The sequence below is a fragment of the Plantactinospora sp. CA-294935 genome (assembly GCF_050936445.1).
Lineage (GTDB): Bacteria > Actinomycetota > Actinomycetes > Mycobacteriales > Micromonosporaceae > Plantactinospora.
The window spans coordinates 3,814,107-3,832,694 of record NZ_JBNJMU010000001.1; the positions used below are offsets into that span (position 1 = coordinate 3,814,107).

The window sequence follows — 18,588 nt, forward strand, 5'->3', positions numbered from 1 at the left end:
GGCCCATCCGCCGGTCGCTTCGTCGATGGTGTCCTGGGGGTAGACATGCGGTTTCGGAAGGTCGGCGCGACCGCGGCGGCGGTGTTGTTGCTGCTGCCGCTGGCCGCCTGCGGAGACGACGGCGGCGGTGGTGACGGGAAGACCCTCACCTACTGGGCCAGCAACCAGGGGCCCAGCCTGGACGAAGACCGGAAGATCCTGCAACCCGAACTCGACAAGTTCACCCAGCAGACCGGCATCAAGGTCGAACTCGAGGTGATCGGCTGGCCGGACCTGCTCAACCGGATCCTGGCCGCCACCACCTCCGGGCAGGGCCCCGACGTGCTCAACATCGGCAACACCTGGTCCGCCTCGTTGCAGGCCACCGGCGCCTTCCTGCCGTTCGAGTCGGCCGAGTTGGAACCGCTCGGCGGCCCGACCCGGTTCCTCGGGCCGAGTTTCGCGGCGACCGGCGCGGCCGGTCAGCCGCCGACCTCGGTGCCGCTCTACGGCCTGGCGTACGGGCTCTTCTACCACAAGCGGCTCTTCGCCGAGGCCGACATCACCAGCCCGCCGAAGAACTGGACCGAGTTCGTCGACGCCGGCAAGAAGCTGACCAAGGGCGACCAGTGGGGGCTGGCGGTCGAGGGGGCGAGCTACACCGAGAACGCGCACCACGCCTTCATCTTCGGCCAGCAGCACGGCGCGGAATTCTTCGACAGCGCCGGCAAGCCGCAGTTCACCGGGCATCACCACGTGATGGCGGTGAAGCAGTACATCGACTTCATGGCGACCGACAAGATCGTCAACCCCAGCAACGCCGAGTACAGCACCCCGACCCAGCCGATCGGCGACTTCGCCAAGGGCAAGGCCGCGATGCTGCTCTGGCAGAGCAACGCCGTCAGCGTGCTCGCCGCCGCCGGAATGAAGCCCGACGAGTACGGCGTCGCGCCGATCCCGATCGCCGACCCGCTGCCGCCGGGCGGCAAGCGGGTGAACAGTCACGTGGCCGGGATCAACGTCTCGATCTTCAAGAACACCGACAACAAGGCCGGCGCGCTGGAACTGGTGAAGTTCCTGACCAGCAGCGCGGAGCAGCAGATTCTCAACAAGGCGTTCGGGTCGCTGCCGGTGGTCAAGGACGCCTACTCCGACCCGGCCTTCCAGACCCCGCTGATCAAGGTCTTCCAGGACGTGCTCGCCAACACCGCCGGGCCGCTGCCACAGGTCCCCGAGGAGAGCAAGTTCGAGACCACGGTGGGCAGTGGGATGCGGGACCTGTTCGCCAAGGTCGCCAGTGGGCAACCGGTCGGCGAGCCGGAGGTCGCGGCGGCGCTGGAAAAGGCCCAGCAGGAGATGGGTACCGGTGGCTGACCGCCCCGGGGCGACCGGGGCAGCGCGCCGGGCCGGTGCCGGTTGGCACCGGCCCGGCCTGGCGTACCTGCTGCTGCTGCCCGCACTCGCCCTGGAGTTGCTGGTCCACCTGGTGCCGATGGCCGTCGGCGTCTGGATGAGCTTCCGGGAGCTGACCCAGTTCTACATCCGGAACTGGGCGGCGGCACCCTGGGCGGGGCTGCGCAACTTCCGGGTGGCGCTGGACGTCGACTCCGCGATCGGCGCCTCGCTGCTGCGCTCGCTCTGGATCACCCTGGCGTACGCCCTGCTGGTGGTCGCCGGCTCGTGGCTGCTCGGCTTCGTGGCCGCCCTGCTGCTCCAGCGCCCGATGCGCAGCCGGGGACTGCTGCGCACCCTCTTCCTCGTCCCGTACGCGCTGCCCGCGTACGCGGCGGTGATCGCCTGGAACTTCCTGCTCCAGCGGGACAACGGGATGCTCAACCACCTGCTGGTGGAGAACCTGCACGTCACCGACGACCGGGCGTTCTGGCTGCTCGGCGACCGCAGTTTCGTCGCCGTCGTGTTGGTCTCGGTGTGGCGGCACTGGCCGTTCGCCTTCCTGATCATCATGGCCGGGATGCAGAACATCCCGACCGACCTCTACGAGGCGGCGGCGATCGACGGTGCCGGGCCGGGCCAGCAGATCCGCCGGGTGACCCTGCCGATGCTCCGACCGGTCAACCTGGTGCTGGTCCTGGTGCTGTTCCTCTGGACCTTCAACGACTTCACCACCCCGTTCGTGCTGTTCGGCGCGGCGACGCCGGACCAGGCCGACCTGATCTCGGTGCACATCTACCAGAGTTCCTTCGTGACCTGGAACTTCGGGCTCGGCTCGGCGATGTCCGTGCTGCTGCTGCTCTTCCTGCTCCTGCTCACCACCGGATATCTGCTGCTGACCGCCCGGAGGCGCCGCCGTGCTGTTTGAGCCCCGCTGGTTCCGCTGGGTCCGCTGGGTGGGCCTGGCCTTCTTCGCCGCCATCGTGCTGCTGCCGCTGTATGTGATGGCGACCTCGGCGGCGAAGCCGCTGCGGGACGTGCAGGGCGAGTTCCACTGGTGGCCGACCGAGCTGACGCTGAGCCCGTTCGCCGACATCTGGCGGACCATCCCGCTCGGCCGGTACTTCCTGAACAGCGTGCTGGTCTCCACCGCCGCCGCGGTCTGCTCGGTGCTGGTCGCGGTCTTCGCCGCGTACGCGATCAGCCGGTTCCGGTTTCCCGGCCGGGCCCTCTTCTCGGTGACCGTGCTCTCCACCCAGATGTTCCCGGGCATCCTCTTCCTGCTGCCGCTCTTCCTGATCTACGTCAACATCGACCAGTTCACCGGCATCACCCTGTACGGCTCCCGGCTCGGCCTGGTCATCACCTACCTGACCTTCTCGCTGCCGTTCTCGATCTGGATGCTGGTCGGCTATTTCAACTCGATCCCCCGGGAACTCGACGAGGCCGCCCTGGTCGACGGTGCCGGGCCGGTCGGCGCGCTGCTCCGGGTGGTGGTGCCGGTCGCCACCCCGGGGATCGTGGCGGTCGCCATCTACGCCTTCGTGACGGCGTGGAGCGAGGTGCTCTTCGCCTCGATCATGACCAGCGAGCAGAGCCGTACCCTGCCGGTCGGGCTACAGCTCTACTCCACCCAGGCCGGCGTCTACTGGAACCAGGTGATGGCCGCCTCGTTGGTGGTCAGCGTCCCGGTCGCGGCCGGATTCCTGATGCTGCAACGCTTCCTGGTCCAGGGCCTGACCGCCGGCGCGGTGAAGTGACCCAGCCGTCCGGCCGCTCCGTCCCGGTCGGTCCGTCCAGCATCGTGATCAGAAACCCCGGAAAACCGGGCTGTGCGCCGAGGGTCCGTTCAGTACACTCGTGACCAGCCCAGCGCGATCTTGGCCTGACCGGGCCGGACGCGTGCGACGACGAGTGAGGGGAGCCGGCCGTGCGCTACCGCACCGCTGTCGTCATTCCCCAGTCGCTGCACCGGGTGATCCTGGCGTCTTCCTGACGTCCGGTGCCGGCCCGCGCGGCCGCACCGGAGATCCGTGACGCACCCCTGAGCCGCTTCGCCGACCCTGGCCGTCGCCGGGGTCGGCCGGCAGGTCCTGGCGCACGTCGATACCGGCTTCCGGCATCCCGTTGCGTCCCGATCCGGTCCCGCGACGCCGTCCCGAGCGGTCGCGTCGACCGGTCGGTCCAGGCTGCCGGCTCGGGGAGTACCCGCCTGGCCACATCCTGCCGGGCGCGTCCGGAGCAATCGCGCCGTCCGAGACGAACAGACCACCCAGAAAGGCCGTCGGCCGTGCGTACCGAGCTGCACCGTCCCGTTTCCCACCCCCTGACCCGGCTGCGTAACCTGGGCATCCTCGCCCACGTCGACGCCGGCAAGACCACCACCACCGAGCGGATCCTCTACGCCACCGGAGCCACCTACAAGCGCGGCGAGGTGCACGACGGGACGACCGTCACCGACTTCGACGCCCAGGAGCGCAGCCGGGGCATCACCATCTTCGCCGCCGCGGTGAGCTGCGACTGGGCCGGTCACCGGATCAACCTGATCGACACCCCCGGACACGTCGACTTCGCCGACGAGGTCGAGCGGGCCCTGCGGGTGCTCGACGGCGCGATCGCGGTCTTCGACGGTGTCGCCGGAGTGGAGCCGCAGAGCGAGTCGGTGTGGCGGCAGGCCGACCGGCACGGCGTACCACGGATCGCCTTCGTCAACAAGCTGGACCGGGCCGGCGCCGACCTGGACACGGCGGTCCGGTCGATCCGCGACCGGCTCCGGGTCACCCCGCTGGTGGTGCAGCTACCGATCGGTCGGGAAGAGAACTTCACCGGCGTGGTGGACCTGGTGAAGATGCGCTCGCTGGTCTGGGCCGACGGGGAAGCGCCCGTCGAGGGCCCGGTCCCGGACGACCTGCGGGAGGAGGCGGAGCGGCGTCGTCGGGTACTCGCGGAGACGGTCGCCGAGCGGCATCCGGCCGCGCTGGAGGAGTACTGCGAACGGTCGACGCTGGCCGCCGAGACGCTCCGGAACGCGCTGCGGGACCTGACCCGTACCGGGGACGGACTGGTGGTGCTCTGCGGCTCGGCGTACCGGAACCGGGGCATCGAGCCGCTGCTCGACGCGGCCGTCGGCTACCTGCCGTCGCCGCTGGACATCCCGGCGGTGCGCGGCAGCACCTCCGGCGGCGAGCTGCGGGAGCGGCCCGCCGACCCGGCGGCGCCGTTCACCGCGCTGGTGTTCAAGGTCAACTCGACCGGCACCGGTCGGCTCAGCTACCTGCGGGTCTACGCGGGCAGCGTCGAAAAGGGAGGCGTGGTGCTGGACGCCGGCGCCGGGCGTACCGAGCGGATCAGCCGGATCCTGCGGGTGCAGGCCGACCGGCACACCGAGGTGGACCGGGCGGTGGCCGGCGACATCGTCGCGGTGGTGGGGCTGAAGTCGGCGCGGGTCGGTGCGACGCTCTGCGCCCCGGACGCGCCACTGCTGCTCGAACCGCCGACCGCCGCCGACCCGGTGGTCTCGGTCGCCGTCGAGGCGCGCCGGAGTACCGACACCGGACGGTTGGCCTCGGCATTCGCCCGGCTGGTCGAGGAGGACCCGTCGCTGGCCGTCCGGACCGATCCGGAGACCGGCCAGACCGTGCTCTCCGGGATGGGAGAGCTGCACCTGGAGGTGGCAGTGGAGAAGATCCGCCAGGACGTCGGGCTGGAGGTCAGCGTCGGCCGGCCGCAGGTGGCGTACCGGGAGACGGTCGTGCGTGGCGTGACCGGACTGGTGTACCGGCACGTCAAGCAGGACGGTGGCGCGGGCCAGTGGGCGCACGTCGTCCTCGACGTGACGCCGCTGGACGGTGACCCGATGGCGGGCGGCGGCGACGTACCGGACTTCGAGTTCGCCTCGACGGTCGTCGGCGGCCGGGTCCCGAAGGAGTACGTCCGGGCGGTCGAGGCCGGCTGCCGGGACGCGCTCGCCGACGGGCCCCTCGGCGGACACCCGGTGATCGGGCTGCGGGTCACCCTGACCGACGGTGCCACCCACGTGAAGGACTCTTCCGAGCTGGCCTTCCGGACGGCCGGCCGGCTCGGGCTGCGGGCGGCGCTTCAGGCCAGCGAGCTGGTCCTGCTGGAACCGGTGGTCGAGGTGACGGTGACCGTGCCGGACGACGCGGTCGGTGCGGTGCTGGGCGACCTGGCCGCCCGGCGAGGCCGGGTCGTCGGCTCGACCGCCCGGGCCGGCACGGTGGTGGTCACCGCGACCGTGCCGCTGGCCGAACTGTTCGGCTACGCGACCCGGTTGCGCAGCCGTAGCCAGGGCCGGGGCACGTTCAGCACCCGGGCCGCCGGCTACGGCCCGGTGCCGAGCGCGATCCACGGCCCGTCGTCACCCCGGTGACGCCGACCGTCGTCGACTCGACGGCACCTGTGGGTGACGCCGACCGTCGACGGCTCGACGGCACCTGAGGGATTACCGGTGGCTCGACGCCGGCCCCGTCCGTACCTCGGGCGGGGCCGGTGCCGGTGCCGTCCCGCCCGGGTGCCGTCCCGTGCCGTCTCGTCCCGCCTGGGTGCCGTCCCGTGCCGTCTCGTCCCGCCCGGGTGCCGTCCCGTCCCGTGCCGTCCCGCCCGGTGTCGTCCCGCCCGGTGTCGGAGGCTCTTCATCCGGGGTTCACCACGGGGCCGTGGCGGCGCAGACCGGCCCGGTTACGGTGCGGATCGATCCATGATCGACTACACAGGAGGCGAACGCGATGAAGCGTCGCATGCTGGGCTCCCTGGTGCTGGCCGGCGCCGTCGTGGGCCTCGGCGCGCCGGCCGCCCAGGCGGCCGGCCCGGCCCACGGCCACGCCCCGGACGCCGTCCGAAGTGGACGGGCCGGTGGGAGGGTCCGTCCACTGCCGCAGGCCCACGCGCACAACGACTACGAGCACGAGCGCCCGTTGTTCGACGCGCTCGACCACGGCTTCACCAGCGTCGAGGCCGACATCTACCTGGTCGACGGCGAACTGCTGGTCGGCCACGATCCGGAGGACGTGGTACCGGGCCGTACCCTGAGCAGCCTCTACCTCGAACCGCTGGCCCGGCGGGTGCGGGCCAACCACGGCGGCGTCTTCGCACACAGCCACCAGCAGCTACAACTGCTGGTCGACCTCAAGAACACCGGTGCGGACACCTACACCGAGCTGCACCGGGTGCTGCGGGGCTACCAGCGGATGCTGACCACGTACTCCGGCGGACGGGTCCGGCAGGGCGCGGTGACCGTGGTGGTCAGCGGGGACCGGCCGCGCGACCTGATGGCCGCCCAGCGGGTCAGGTACGCCTTCTACGACGGCCGGGCCGCCGACCTCGGCTCCGGGGCGCCGGCCTCGTTCGTCCCGCTGATCAGTGACAACTGGACCAACCTCTTCACCTGGCGGGGTGTCGGGGCGATGCCGGCGGCGGAGCGGACCAGGCTGCGTTCGTTCGTCCGGACCGCGCACCGCGACGGCCAGCGGGTACGGTTCTGGGCCACGCCGGACCTGCCCGGTCCGGAGCGGGACGCGATCTGGCGGGAACTCCGGGCCGCCGACGTCGACCACATCAACACCGACGACCTCGCGGGCCTGGCCGACTTCCTCCGCTAGTCCCCGCATTCCCGGTGTACGAGCACGGGAGAGGGGCTGCACCGGCAGCGGCGGTGCAGCCCCTCTCCCGGTCACCCGGATATGGCCACGGAACGGGCGGGCGGGTGACGGCCGGGAACGACCGTCGCCTACCGGGGGTCCAGCCGGGAGAAGACGCCGATGCCGTTGGGCACCGGCCGTTCCGCACCGCCGGACGGATGGTTGCGCACCTCGACGGCGGGCTCGGCGACGGTCCGGGTGACCAGGGTGCTCGACCCGCCGCCGTCGAGGTTGACCGCGCCGGCCGCGCCCAGCTCGCGCAGGGTCAGGGCAAGGTCGAGGATGGTCAGGCCGGGCCCGGCGCCGTCCACGGCCAGCAGGTAGAGGCGGCGGCCGTCGGCGCTGACCCCGGCGGCGGTACGGATGGCGGCCGTCCGCCCGTCCAGTCCGGCCAGCGGCTCGCCGTCCCGGAGGATCGGGAAGCCGCCGACCGCGAACCGGAACGGCAACCGGGTGTCCGGCACCAGGTCGTAGTCGACGCGTACCCGGTCGCCGACCTCGAACCGGCGCAGCGCCTGGGCGCCCTGCTCCCGGCCGACCAGCACCACGGTGTCCCGGGCGATCGCCCCGGTACCCGGCTCGGTGCCGGTCCGGACCACCCGGCCGTGCCGGACGCTCAACTCGTACGTGTCGGTGCTGCACGGCGCGGCGCGGTCGGTGTCGGTGCCGCAGGTGGACCGCTTGCGGGAGACACCGCCCCAGTCGCTGTCGAACACCCCGACCCCACCCACCGGCAGGGCGTACTGGTTGAAGCCGGTGACCGGGAACCGTTCCCGGCCGGCCGAGACCGTGCCCTTCAGGCTGACCCGGGCGAGCCGGCCGACCCGGTCCACCCCGACTCCGAGGACGTCGGAGGTGGCCGTACCCGGCGGCAGCCCCGGGCCGAACCGCTGCCCGTTCGGTACGGCCGCCTTCAGTTCGTCCCCACCGGAGATCGCCGGGCCGACCGCTGATCCGGTCACCTCGACCCCGGGCTGGGTGTTGCTGATGTTGAAGAAGTCGCCGTTGACCGCGGCGATCGCCCGCCGGCTGTCGGCCTGCGCGGAGATCGGAGCCCGGGCCGCGACCGCACCTGCCGTGATCAGATCCACCGTGACCAGGGGATTGCGCAGGTCCACCTCGACCAGATGCAGCGGCACCTCGACTCCGGCAGTGGGCCGGGTGAACTCCCGGTAGGTCACCCCGGGTGCGAGGGTGCCCGGCGCCGCCGAGATCGCCGGTACGGTGCCGGCGGCCGGACCGGCGACGGCCGGGGTGGCGCCGCCGACCAGGGCCAGCGCGAGGCCGAGGGCCGACGCGGCCAGCAGCTTACGAGGATGGCGGGAACGGTCGGGCGGGAGCAACGCCGGTGGGTGGGAACGGTCGGCTGAGAGCAACGCCGGTGCCTCCGAATCGTGACGGGGAAACACCAGCCAGACTTCCGGCCGAGGTGATCGAGGTCAAACGAACATCAACTGGACGACCGGTTACCCCGCCTGGTCGAGCTGGGGGCCTGGCCCGGGCCGCCGGAGCCGGCCACGCCGTCTAGCCCGGGGGGCGGCGGTATCTCGGCCGAGTCGGTGACGGCCATGGTCAGCCGTACCCGGACGCCGTTGGTGCCGCTCTGCACCTCGATCGAGTCGGCGAGTTCCTGGGCCAGCCACAGCCCCATCCCACCGTTCGCGGACGGCCGGGGACGGCGGGTCGGGATGGTCGGTAGCGGGTCGGCGAAGCCCCTCCCGTGGTCCCGGATCTCACAGACCAGGTGCCGCCGCTGCCAGATCCGCAGCTCGCCTCGCCCGCCGCCGTGCCGGACCGCGTTGGTCATCGCCTCGTTGACCGCGGTCACGAAGTCGTCCAGCCGCTCCCCGGCCAGACCGGCCGCGAGGAGGCGCTCGGTGAGCGTCCGCCGCACGTCGGCGACCTGCTCCGCGTCGAAGTCGGCCTGGAGCAACAGGGGGCCATGCTGTGTCTCCGTCCGTTGATCGTGCAACGGACCGTCCGTCATGGCGCCTCCAAGGTCACCGGACCCGTCAGGGTACAGCGCGGACCGTACCCACCGGTGGCCGAGTCAATCAACGACGAGCGGGATTTCCGGCCCCGGCCGGGCGTGACGCCGTCGCTCCGGGAGGCTCACGCACCTGTCATCACTAACTGCTGATGGCACAGTACAGAGCGTAGGCGACCTGTTGACCGCTGACGTCGCCGTGCGACCTGATGAACCTGTCCGCTTTCAGGTTGAACACCCGACCCGGCCGGAACTGGTAGCCGCCGCCCACCTCCAGCAGCTCGACGCCGGGCTGGACCGCCTCGGGCGTCTTCAGCGCCCCGTTGCGGCCGATCCCGCCGTACGGGTCGTCGGCGTCGCCCAGCCCGGCACCGGCCTGCCGGGCGAGCCGGGACGCCGCCGCGTACGCCAGGCCGACCGCCCGGTCGTTGACGGTGTGCGTGACCAGCATCGGCCCGGTCAACCGCCGATCGGCCAGCAACGGCCGGAACAGCCCGTTCTCGCCCCGGCCGTTGAAGTCCACGGCGAACGCGTGGTGGCTGAACGCACCCTGCATCAGCGTGTAGGAGTGCAGCCGGGGTTGCCGTACGGCGGCGGCGGCCAGTGCCCGGGCGCCGAACGAGTGGCCGGCCAGGTGCAGTCGTACGCCCGACGCCGACGCCCCGGCCAGCTCGGGCAGCAGCGCGGCGATGCCACCGGAGCCGACCTTCCCGGCCCGGTCCTTCATCGTGTAATAGGTGGTCACGTTCAACACCCCGCGCGCCTTGGCCAGCACGCTGTCGAGGTCGAAGCCGAACCCGGCCGCCCCACCGGCAGCGGTGTCGGCGGCTCCGCCGGCCCGCTCGGGCAACCCGAAGTCGACCTCGGGACCACCCACTGCCTGGAAGACCGTCTCCGCGTCGCCGTGCAGCAGCGCCGCCGGCGGCGGATCCTCGTCCACCTCCGTGACGCCCGGGGACGGCTGGGCCGGGATCTGCTCCCGCAGCGCGTCGAGGAACTGCTGCCGGGCCTCGGCCGAATCCGTCAGCCTCGGCACCAGCCGGGTCAGCAGCGCCGCCCGGGCCGGATCCTCGACCCGGGTCGCGATCGCCCCGATCAGTGCGGCGGCCTCGTCGCCGACCGCGACCCCGCCGCCGGCCACCTCGTCCTCGTCCGACCAGCGGATCGACGGCCAGAGCGCGCCGACCACGGCCAGGGTCCGGGACGCCGCCCCGGGCACCGCCGGGCGCACCGCCGCCAGGCTGTCGGTGAGCCGCTGGTAGAGGCGGCGGGCCTGCGGGATGTCGTTGTTCCAGCCGTGGCAGAGCACCAGTACGTCGGTGGCGCCCGAGGAGGCGACCAGCTCCACCGCGGCCCGCCGCTGGGCGTCGTCGTGGATCGCGCCGGTGGACCGGATCTCCACCTCCGCGTACGGGAACTGCATCTCAACACCTCACCGGAAGGCGACGGGTCAGACCGACTGGAGGGCCCGCATCGCGTCGACGAGCCCACGACCCTGGAACGAACGGTCCCGACCGAGGTCGGTGGCGGAGTCGAGCAGCGCCCGCTTGACCCGGTGCGGGCGGCCGATGAACTCCTGGTGCACCGACATGAACGCCGCCGCCACGCCGGAGACGTGCGGTGCCGCCATCGAGGTGCCGGAGTTCTCCACGTAGGTCGCGCCGGGCACGCTGGTGAGCGCCTGCTCCAGCAGCCGGCCGGTGCCGGCGCTGATCACCCGCTCGCCCGGCGCCACCAGGTCCGGCTTGGCCCGGCCGTCCCCGGTGGGGCCCTTGGAGGAGAAGTAGGAGATCCCGGAGGCGTGCGGCCGGCACGAGGTGGCGCCGACCGTGATGGCCAGTTCGGCGTTGCCCGGGTCGTTGATGGTCAGGTCGAACGCCGTGCGCATCCGCCGGCCACCCGCGTCGATGACGTAGCCGTACCCGGTGTTGCCGGCCGCCGCCACCACGACCACGCCGGACTGCACCAGCCGGTCGACCTCCCGGCAGATCGGGCTGAGCCCGGTGGCGAACCAGGTCGGGTCGAACGGGTAGCCGACCGAGAGGTTGACCCCGTGCACCAGCAGTTCCCGGCCGTAGTCGTTGAGTTCCTGGATGTATTCCAGTGCGGCCAGCACCGCCGCCATGTCACCGGAGCCGTCGTCTCGGAGGATCTTGCAGGAGAGCAGCCGGCAGCGCGGCGCCATCCCGCTGATCGACCGCAGGCGCAGCCGCTCGGTACGCACGTCGCCCGCGTCCGGCTGGTAGAAGGTAGCGGCGGTCAGCGGGTTCTCGTCGTCTCCGACGATCTGCTCGCCGGCCAGGATCCCGGCCACGTGCGTACCGTGTCCGGCCAGGTCCTTCGTCGCGTCGGCGTCGCTGTCGCCGACGAAGGAGCGGTGCGCCAGCGGCGGGGTCAGCGCCAGATTGGCGTGCCGTTGGAAGTGCGCGTGCCCCTCGTCGATGCCGGAGTCGAGCACCGCCCAGACGATGTCCTGACCGTACGCGTTGAAGGCGCGGTGCGCCGCCTGGCACTTGGTGGTCACCACGGAGCGGTGGATGAGCGGCTGGACCTCGAAGTTGGGCCAGATCCGGTGGATCGCCGAGCGCGGGGCGGGACCGGCGCCGACCGTCGACGTCGACGGCTCCTCGGTGGCCGGGCCGGACCGGGCCGCCTGCTCCGCCAGCCCGGCCTCCAGCTCCGCCTGCTCCTGGGCGACCTCCTCGGCCTCCTCGGTGTCGGCGGCCACTATGGCGCGGATCTGCGCGGCGGTGAGGGCGCTGCTGACGTACGAGCCGATCGGCCAGACCGGCGTCTCGGCGTCGGCGACCTGCCGGATCAGCTCCCGGACCCGGGCCTGTGCCCGGCGCACCCCGCCCAGATAGCGGGTACGCAGCTCGATCACCACGCCGATCGGCTCGTCGCCGGAGGACCGCATCCGCTCCTGCAACGGCCGGGCGATGACCGAGTCGGTGACCAGGCTCGGGGAGGTGGGCACCGGCGACAGCGGGCTGGCCCGGTCGCCGCCGTCGGCGTTCTGCTCGGCCGAGCCGAACTCGGCGGGCAGTGGTTCCGCCGGGCGGCCCGGGTCGGCGCTGTCGGAGTCCATTGATTCCTCCCGTGACTTCCGGACCATCGTTTCCGCACGGGCGGCCGGAGGAGAAGCGGCGGACGTGGATCTGACAGTCGTCGTCGACCGTGCTACCGACGGGTCGGCGACGACCGGTCGGGGAGCCGGGTAATCATACGGCCACGATGGGTCGGGCGGGGGGACCCTCCGGCGCGCCCGGACGGTCACCGCCGGCCCCGGCCGGCAGGGTCGCGGTGGGCCGGGACCATCCGGTACCGGTGCCGGTGCCGGTGGAGTGCTGGCCAGCGGCACCCGTGACGGGGCTATCCGGTACCGGTGCCGAACGGCGCGCCGGCCAGCGGCACCCGTACCGGCTGGCGCCCGTTGAACCGGAAGCGCAGCAGCTCGGCCGCAGCGACGACCGCGTCGCCGAGGTCGGCGCCACGGCGGGCGGCCACCCAGTCGACCAGTGCGGCCGGATCGCGCAGCGGCCCGGTGAAGTGGACCAGGGTGGCGTACCAGATGTCCCGGGAGAAGCCGGCCTCGAACCAGGCGTCGTCGCCGAGTTCGACGGCGAGCCGCGCGGCGAACTCGTCCGGCGCCGCGTCGACCGGGTACGCGCAGGCCATCACGCCGGACGGGGTGAGCGTCAGGCCGCGCAGGGCCAGGCGTACCGGCCGGCACGCCGCGGCGGCCCGGCGCAGCGCCGAGCCGGCCCGGACCACCAGCGGGTCGCCGTCCGGCACGCTGCTCCGGTGCGCCTCGAGTGCCCGTACCGTGAAGTGCGCGGCCTCCGGCGCGCCGGTCGGCCAGTGGTCCGGGCCGGCCACGGCGAGCGCCTCGGCGGTCACCGCCGCCAGCCGGCCGGCGCACGGCGGATCCGGCGGCAGCACCACCGAGAGCCCCCACCGGCCGCCGTCGACCGGCGGGGAGTCGCGGTAGTGGGTACCGGCCAGCACGGCGTCGCGGCCCCGGGCGAAGAGCCGGTCGAAGGCGGCGCCGTAGCCGGCGGCCGGCCCGGCGACCCTGCGTTCCGGGCTACCCACGGTCGCCGAACAGCCGGCGGAGCAGTTCGGCCTGGTGGGGGAACTGGAAACCCGCCCCGCCCTCGTGCCCGTTGTACGGCCACACCGTGATGTCCTTCCGCTCGCCCGCGTAGTGGTTGAAGGCGGCGTAGACCGTCGACGGCGGGCAGACCGCGTCCATCAGGGCGACGGAGAAGAGCGCCGGAGCGTCGGCCCGGCTGGCGAAGTTGACCCCGTCGAAGTAGCTGAGGGTCCGGAACGCCTGCTCGACGTCGCCCCGGTGGGTCCGCAGGTACGTCACCAGTTCGTGGTACGGCAGGGCGTCGGTGATCTCGGTGGCCCGGCGGTAGTGGCAGAGGAACGGCACGTTCGGCAGCACCGCCGCGAGCCCGTCGACCAGGCCGGAGACGGCGATGCTGATCCCGCCGCCCTGGCTGGTGCCGGCCACCACCACCCGGTCCGGGTCGACCCGGGGGTGTGCCCGGGCGGTCTCCACGGCGCGGACGGCGTCGGTGAAGACCCGGCGGTAGTAGTAGGCCGACGGATCGGTGAGGCCGCGGGTCATGAAGCCGGGGGTCTGCGGCAGGCCGACCGGGTCCGGGTCCGGGGTGTCGCCGACCAGGTAACCGTTGCTGCCCTGGCCCCGGGTGTCCATCACCAGGTGGGCGTAGCCGGCGGCGCTCCAGGTCAGCCACTCGTGCGGCAGCCCGCGCCCGCCGCCGTACCCGATGTACTCGACGACGCAGGGGAGCCGGCCGGTGCGGTGCCGGGGGAGCAGGAACCAGCCGCGTACCGGCTGGCCGGCGAAGCCGGAGAAGGTGACGTCGAAGACCTCCACCGTGGACAGACCGGCGTCGTACGGCTCGAACCGTGCCGGGGTGCCAGCGTCCCGCGCCTGACCCAGGGTCTTCGCCCAGAAGGTATCGAAGTCTGCCGGTTCGTCGCGCTCCGGCAGGTAGTCGCGCAACCGGTCCAGCGGCCAGTCGACAAGCATGGCCCGTCTCCTCTCGTCGTCGCGGGCCGGGGGTGCGGCCCGGCGGGCGGCCCCGGCCGCGAGCCGGGGCGTCCCGAAGCCGGAGGGTAGCGTCCGGGCCGTGGCCGGCGACCGGCTGGTCGGCCGTGTCCCGAGCGGCGTACCCAGGAGCGCCCCGCCCGCCGCCCGCGTCCGTCGCCTGGTACGGGCCCGGGCGCCGCCTCCGGGCGAAGCACCGGTATTGACGATTGCCCTGATATCGATGGCCCGTTAGGTTCTAGGTCCCGGCGGAGGCAGCACGCGCCTTGCCTCCACCGCCGGCACGGTGGGGAGGCGTGGCTTGTCTGATCTGTGGCAGGTGTTGGGTGACCTCGACCGGTTGATGGAGTCCGTCCAGCGCGAGGCGGACGCGGCCCGGGACCGGCAGCAGGCGGACCGGGAGCCGACCACCGGCAGCGCGCTGGACGGCCGGGTACGCGTACGGCTCGCCGCCGACGGGCGGGTGGACGAGATCCGGCTGACCGACGACGCCATGGGACTGCGGGCCGATCAGTTGGCCGAGGGCATCGCGCGGGCGTTCAACCAGGCCTGGCTCGCCGCACGTTCCGACGACGAGACGGCCGCCGCGGCCCTCGCGGTGGATCCGGCGGCGCTGGCGGAACAGCTCCGCGAGGTCCGCGAGGAGGGCATGCGGAGCATGCGGGCGATAACCGACTCGCTGAGCGACGCCATGGCCCGGATCGAGCGGCGGACCCGGTGACGACGACTGAGGTCTCGCCGGAGGGGCTGCGCAACTCCGCCGACGAACTCGCCGGGGTCGTGGAGCGGACCGACGCCCTGCTCCAGACGTTTCAGCAGCGGCTGGACTCCATCGGCGCGCCGTGGGGCAACGACGAGCTGGGCGCCACCATCGCCGACGTCTACCAGGGCGCGCACGCGATGGTGATGAACTGCTACACCTCCAACCTCGACACCATCGACGGGTACGTCGAGCGGCTGGACATCGTGGCGTTCCTCTTCGAAGAGGCCGATCAGGACAGTAAGGCAGAAGCCCGTGCCCTCCTGGACAGCCAGGGGTGGCCCCAGCCCTAGGGAGCCCGCGATGGGGATCCAGTTGCCGCCCAGTCTGGTGGAGCTCCTCGCCACCATCGGCTTCCACTGGCCGGAGAGCGACGAGACCAAGCTGTTCGAGTTGGGCCGGACCTGGGGCGACCTGTCGAGCCAGCTCGACACCGAGGTGAAGGCCGCCAACAGCGCGGCGGCCGGCGTCTGGACGGCGACCCAGGCCGAGGCGGCGGACGTGTTCCGGACCAGTTGGACCAGGGACGCCGCGCCGGCCCAGCGGCTGGCCGGCGGTGCCACCGGCGCGGACATCGTCGGCACCGGGCTGCTGACCTGCGCCGCCATCGTCCTGGCGCTCAAGCTCAACATCATCGCCCAGGCCGCCCTGACGGCGCTGGCGATCGCCGCGGCGATCGCCAGCGGCGGTCTGGCGGCCGCCGGGGTCGCCCTGCTGCGCGAGGCGTTGCGGCGAGCCCTGGACTGGCTGCTCAACGAGGCGATCATGAAGATCGCCAATGGTTAGACGCCGGGTACGCCGGCGACTCGCCGGTGCCGCCGCCAAGGGCGTGATGCGGTCGCTCCGGTCGGTCGTCCGGGACGGTGAGAAGCTGCCGCCCGTCGCCAAGAGCGTCCGTGCCAAGCTGCGCCGGGATCCCTACCGCCGGCCGAAGACCTTCCGTCGGGGCGTACGCGACAAGGTGTGGCAGGCGAACAAGGGCCCGGACGGCAAGGTCCGGGACCCGTTGACCGGCAAGGTCATCCGCCGGTGGACCCGCTGGGACATGGGGCACAAGCCCGGGTACGAGTTCCGCAAGCACCAGGCCAGCGCACGCCGGCGGCGGATCGGCCGCGAGAAGTTCCTCGACGAGCACAACGACCCGTCGCACTATCGGCCGGAGCTACCATCGTCGAACCGGGGTCACGCAGGTGAGGACCATACCGACGACTACCTGGGGCCGTGACATGCCGAACGTCAGCAACGAGAACAAGGTGATCGCGAAGACCGTCGCGGCGGTCTTCGGCGGCAGCCCACGGGTCGTCGAGTACCTCGACGCCGACGGGGCGAGCAAGGTGGCGATCTTGCACTCCACCGACCACCCCTGGCCGGACGTCACGGCCTACTGCACGATCGGCCTCTCCGAGGTCGCCATCCCCCGGGACGTCGCCCCGCCGCTCGGCGTCGAACTGCTCGCCGTCGCCGACTCGACGCTGCATCCGCGGTTTGCCGAGGCGCTGAGCACCGCCGCGTTCTTCTGGATCAACGACGGCTGGGAGCCGGAGCCGGGCGCCTGCTTCCGGGAGGTGCTGCGCATGCACCTGCCGGACACCCGGTTACCGCACTTCTTCCTCACCGATCCCTACCTCTGGGATCGGGAGTTCGGCTCGATGGTGGTCGGCAGCAGGACGGTGGCCTGGCTGCTCGCCGTACCGGTCAGCGAGAGCGAGGCCGACTACGCCGAGGAGAACGGCCCCGAGGCACTGGAGGAACTCTTCGAACGGCACGAGGTCGACATCACCGACCTCGACCGGGCCCCGGTGGTCTGATCCGCCGGACCGGTCGGTGCCGAACCCCCCGCCACCGGGGTCAGGTCGCGGGGCCCCGTTCGTCAGATTCGGTACGCCGACCATCCGCGACCGGGTCCACCGAGGCGAGGATCGGATCCTCCGGGCCCCGGCCGGGGCGGACCCGTGCTCGGCAGGCGGCCGGACGGGAACTGCCCCGGCCAGCCCGGGACCGCCGCTCAGTCGGCGAGCGGCAGGTCGATGGTGTGCGCGGTGTGGTTGGCCTTCGTCTTCAGATATCGGGCGTTGGCGGCGGACAGGTGCACCCCGGTGGGAACCCGCTCGGCGACCTGCACGCCGAGCCGGCCGAGTTGTTCTGCCTTGTCCGGGTTGTTGCTCAGCAGCGCGATCCGGTCCGCGCCGAGGGTACGGAGCATCTGCGCCGCCACCGTGTAGTCGCGCTCGTCCTCGCCGTGTCCGAGTGCCACGTTGGCCTCGTAGGTGTCCAGCCCCACGTCCTGCAGGGCGTACGCGTCGAGCTTCGCGTACAGCCCGATGCCCCGGCCCTCCTGCCGCAGGTAGAGCAGGAACCCGCCATGGTCGCTGATCCGCTCGACCGCCTCCCGCAGTTGCGGGCCGCAGTCGCACCGCTGGCTGCCGAACACGTCACCGGTCATGCACTCGCTGTGCGGCCGCACCAGCGGCGCGGGCGCGCCGTCGACGGACTGGCCGAGCCTGCCCCGCCAGTCGCCCAGGCCGAGCGCGAGATGCTCCCGGCCGTCCACCAGCCCGTCGAAGGTGAAGACGCGCGCGGTGGCGGTGTAGCCGTCGGCGAAGCGGAGCGGTACGGTCACCTGCCGGCGCACGGCGGCGGCCGGAAGCGGCCCGGGCGCGGTGAGCGTTTCGGGCGCCTCAGCGGTGGTTACCTGGGGCGGTGTGTGCGGCATCAGTTCTCCCTCTTGGGGTCGGTGCGTACGCCCTGACGATCTAGGGTGCCTCCGTCGGAGTTCCGCCCGCGAACGCATCGAAAGAGCGTGGAGGCTGGTACCCGGTGCGCGGTCATCCGATGCGGGCCACCCGACCGGCATCGGGGCGAGGTCGGCGGGGACGGGCGCCGACGATGCGGAAGACTGGTCCACCGCGCGGGCTGTTCATCGACGGAGAGGTGCGATCAGTGGGCGACCGGCCGTACGTACTGCTGAGCTGCGGCATGTCAATCGACGGCTACCTGGACAATGCCACCGGGTCGCGGCTGCTGCTCTCCAACGACGCCGACTTCGACCGGGTCGACGCGGTACGGGCGGAATGCGACGCGATCCTGGTCGGTGCGGGTACGGTCCGGCAGGACAATCCGCGCCTGCTGGTCCGGTCGCCGCAACGCCGGGCCGAGCGGGTGGCCCGGGGGCTGCGGCCGACACCGGTGAAGGTGACCGTGACCGGCCGGGCCGACCTGGACCCGACCGCCCGGTTCTTCGTCACCGGCGACATCGACAAGCTCGTCTACTGCGCGAGCGCCAGCCTGGACGAGGCCCGCAAGCGTCTCGGCGAGGTGGCGACCGTGGTGGACAGCGGTGACCCCGTCGACCTCGAACTGGTGCTGGCCGACCTGCACGCCCGGGGGGTGGCTCGGCTGATGGTCGAGGGTGGCGGGACGATACATACCCAGTTCCTCACCGCCGGCCTCGCCGACGAGTTGCAGTTGGTGGTCGCGCCCTTCTTCGTCGGTGACTCCCGGGCGCCGCGCTTCGTCGGCGACGGCCGGTTCCCGTGGGGACCAGACCGCCGGGCGGAGCTGGCCGAGGTCTGCCAGATCGGCGACGTGGTGCTGTTGCGCTACGCCCTCTCGGAACGGTTCGCCGCGACGTGACCGGTCAGCGCGGCGCGCAGCGACCCGGCCGCGAGCGGGCACGGCCGCCTGGCCGGCCGGGGCGGCGCAGGGCGTGCGGCAGGTGGTACCGCCG

Annotated in this window: 17 protein-coding genes and 1 pseudogene; 11 read left to right on the forward strand and 7 right to left on the reverse strand. The window is 72.4% G+C overall.

Features of this window, described 5'->3' with window-relative positions; translation table 11 throughout:
* The first annotated feature begins 45 nt into the window (after positions 1-45).
* The 5 genes from ACQEVC_RS17145 to ACQEVC_RS17165 all read left to right on the forward strand — a co-directional run bounded on the left by ACQEVC_RS17145 (position 46) and on the right by ACQEVC_RS17165 (position 6,989).
* Positions 46-1,353, forward strand: a complete 1,308-nt coding sequence (locus tag ACQEVC_RS17145) for an ABC transporter substrate-binding protein (protein WP_432878418.1) — start codon at positions 46-48, stop codon at positions 1,351-1,353.
* The gene (locus tag ACQEVC_RS17150) at positions 1,346-2,299 is read left to right on the forward strand and encodes a carbohydrate ABC transporter permease (RefSeq protein ID WP_432878420.1); all 954 of its coding nucleotides are present in this window, start codon (positions 1,346-1,348) and stop codon (positions 2,297-2,299) included. Before ACQEVC_RS17145 ends, ACQEVC_RS17150 begins: the two co-directional genes overlap by 8 nt.
* On the forward strand, positions 2,289-3,131 hold the full coding sequence (locus ACQEVC_RS17155) for a carbohydrate ABC transporter permease (protein ID WP_432878423.1): 843 nt from the start codon (positions 2,289-2,291) through the stop codon (positions 3,129-3,131). Before ACQEVC_RS17150 ends, ACQEVC_RS17155 begins: the two co-directional genes overlap by 11 nt.
* A 530-nt stretch (positions 3,132-3,661) precedes the next feature.
* Positions 3,662-5,761: an elongation factor G gene (gene fusA, locus ACQEVC_RS17160; RefSeq protein ID WP_432878426.1), complete on the forward strand. Its 2,100-nt coding sequence runs from the start codon at positions 3,662-3,664 to the stop codon at positions 5,759-5,761.
* 367 nt (positions 5,762-6,128) lie between these two features.
* Positions 6,129-6,989: a phosphatidylinositol-specific phospholipase C/glycerophosphodiester phosphodiesterase family protein gene (locus ACQEVC_RS17165; RefSeq protein WP_432891474.1), complete on the forward strand. Its 861-nt coding sequence runs from the start codon at positions 6,129-6,131 to the stop codon at positions 6,987-6,989.
* A 128-nt stretch (positions 6,990-7,117) separates the two neighbouring features.
* On the opposite strand, the gene ACQEVC_RS17170 is transcribed toward ACQEVC_RS17165, so the two are convergent.
* The 6 genes and pseudogenes from ACQEVC_RS17170 to ACQEVC_RS17195 all read right to left on the reverse strand — a co-directional run bounded on the left by ACQEVC_RS17170 (position 7,118) and on the right by ACQEVC_RS17195 (position 14,083).
* Positions 7,118-8,371 carry a phosphodiester glycosidase family protein gene (locus ACQEVC_RS17170; RefSeq protein WP_432878429.1) on the reverse strand — a complete coding sequence of 418 codons (1,254 nt, stop codon included), beginning with the start codon at positions 8,369-8,371 and terminating at the stop codon, positions 7,118-7,120.
* Positions 8,372-8,598: 227 nt separating this feature from the next.
* A pseudogene (locus tag ACQEVC_RS17175) lies at positions 8,599-9,015 on the reverse strand (ATP-binding protein); the annotation flags it as partial.
* Between the two features lie 142 nt (positions 9,016-9,157).
* On the reverse strand, positions 9,158-10,438 hold the full coding sequence (locus ACQEVC_RS17180) for a hypothetical protein (protein WP_432878432.1): 1,281 nt from the start codon (positions 10,436-10,438) through the stop codon (positions 9,158-9,160).
* Between the two features lie 27 nt (positions 10,439-10,465).
* Positions 10,466-12,103 carry a S8 family peptidase gene (locus ACQEVC_RS17185; protein WP_432878434.1) on the reverse strand — a complete coding sequence of 546 codons (1,638 nt, stop codon included), beginning with the start codon at positions 12,101-12,103 and terminating at the stop codon, positions 10,466-10,468.
* A gap of 284 nt (positions 12,104-12,387) precedes the next feature.
* Positions 12,388-13,110 (reverse strand): hypothetical protein, encoded by a 723-nt coding sequence (locus ACQEVC_RS17190; protein ID WP_432878437.1) that lies wholly within the window; start codon positions 13,108-13,110, stop codon positions 12,388-12,390.
* The gene (locus ACQEVC_RS17195; RefSeq protein WP_432878440.1) at positions 13,103-14,083 is read right to left on the reverse strand and encodes an acetylxylan esterase; all 981 of its coding nucleotides are present in this window, start codon (positions 14,081-14,083) and stop codon (positions 13,103-13,105) included. The genes ACQEVC_RS17190 and ACQEVC_RS17195 overlap by 8 nt, the downstream gene beginning before the upstream one ends.
* 319 nt (positions 14,084-14,402) lie before the next feature.
* Between ACQEVC_RS17195 and ACQEVC_RS17200 the strand changes: the two genes are divergently transcribed.
* The 5 genes from ACQEVC_RS17200 to ACQEVC_RS17220 are packed head-to-tail and all read left to right on the forward strand — an operon-like array spanning position 14,403 to position 16,669.
* Complete coding sequence (locus tag ACQEVC_RS17200; protein ID WP_432878443.1) at positions 14,403-14,822, forward strand: YbaB/EbfC family nucleoid-associated protein; 420 nt, start codon at positions 14,403-14,405, stop codon at positions 14,820-14,822.
* Positions 14,819-15,154, forward strand: coding sequence for a hypothetical protein (locus ACQEVC_RS17205; RefSeq protein ID WP_318395020.1), 336 nt, complete (start codon positions 14,819-14,821; stop codon positions 15,152-15,154). The genes ACQEVC_RS17200 and ACQEVC_RS17205 overlap by 4 nt, the downstream gene beginning before the upstream one ends.
* A 10-nt stretch (positions 15,155-15,164) precedes the next feature.
* Complete coding sequence (locus tag ACQEVC_RS17210; RefSeq protein WP_318395021.1) at positions 15,165-15,647, forward strand: hypothetical protein; 483 nt, start codon at positions 15,165-15,167, stop codon at positions 15,645-15,647.
* Positions 15,640-16,086 (forward strand): HNH/ENDO VII family nuclease, encoded by a 447-nt coding sequence (locus ACQEVC_RS17215; protein WP_432878447.1) that lies wholly within the window; start codon positions 15,640-15,642, stop codon positions 16,084-16,086. The genes ACQEVC_RS17210 and ACQEVC_RS17215 overlap by 8 nt, the downstream gene beginning before the upstream one ends.
* A 1-nt stretch (position 16,087) precedes the next feature.
* Positions 16,088-16,669, forward strand: a complete 582-nt coding sequence (locus ACQEVC_RS17220; protein WP_432878451.1) for a suppressor of fused domain protein — start codon at positions 16,088-16,090, stop codon at positions 16,667-16,669.
* Positions 16,670-16,866: 197 nt separating this feature from the next.
* Here ACQEVC_RS17220 and ACQEVC_RS17225 read toward each other — a convergent pair whose 3' ends face one another.
* Positions 16,867-17,574, reverse strand: coding sequence for a GTP cyclohydrolase II (locus ACQEVC_RS17225; protein ID WP_432878454.1), 708 nt, complete (start codon positions 17,572-17,574; stop codon positions 16,867-16,869).
* Positions 17,575-17,801: 227 nt separating this feature from the next.
* On the opposite strand from ACQEVC_RS17225, the gene ACQEVC_RS17230 reads away from it, so the two are divergent.
* Positions 17,802-18,494, forward strand: a complete 693-nt coding sequence (locus ACQEVC_RS17230) for a RibD family protein (RefSeq protein WP_318395024.1) — start codon at positions 17,802-17,804, stop codon at positions 18,492-18,494.
* Positions 18,495-18,588 lie beyond the last annotated feature (94 nt).

Bases quoted from the DNA above. Each gene is read 5' to 3' on its own strand.
- ACQEVC_RS17145 (WP_432878418.1), top strand. From the start codon at position 46: ATGCGGTTTCGGAAGGTCGGCGCGACCGCGGCGGCGGTGTTGTTGCTG.
- ACQEVC_RS17165 (WP_432891474.1), top strand. From the start codon at position 6,129: ATGCTGGGCTCCCTGGTGCTGGCCGGCGCCGTCGTGGGCCTCGGCGCG.
- ACQEVC_RS17180 (WP_432878432.1), bottom strand. From the start codon at position 10,438: ATGCAGTTCCCGTACGCGGAGGTGGAGATCCGGTCCACCGGCGCGATC.
- ACQEVC_RS17185 (WP_432878434.1), bottom strand. From the start codon at position 12,103: ATGGACTCCGACAGCGCCGACCCGGGCCGCCCGGCGGAACCACTGCCC.
- ACQEVC_RS17195 (WP_432878440.1), bottom strand. From the start codon at position 14,083: ATGCTTGTCGACTGGCCGCTGGACCGGTTGCGCGACTACCTGCCGGAG.
- ACQEVC_RS17210 (WP_318395021.1), top strand. From the start codon at position 15,165: ATGGGGATCCAGTTGCCGCCCAGTCTGGTGGAGCTCCTCGCCACCATC.
- ACQEVC_RS17215 (WP_432878447.1), top strand. From the start codon at position 15,640: ATGGTTAGACGCCGGGTACGCCGGCGACTCGCCGGTGCCGCCGCCAAG.
- ACQEVC_RS17220 (WP_432878451.1), top strand. From the start codon at position 16,088: ATGCCGAACGTCAGCAACGAGAACAAGGTGATCGCGAAGACCGTCGCG.
- ACQEVC_RS17225 (WP_432878454.1), bottom strand. From the start codon at position 17,574: ATGCCGCACACACCGCCCCAGGTAACCACCGCTGAGGCGCCCGAAACG.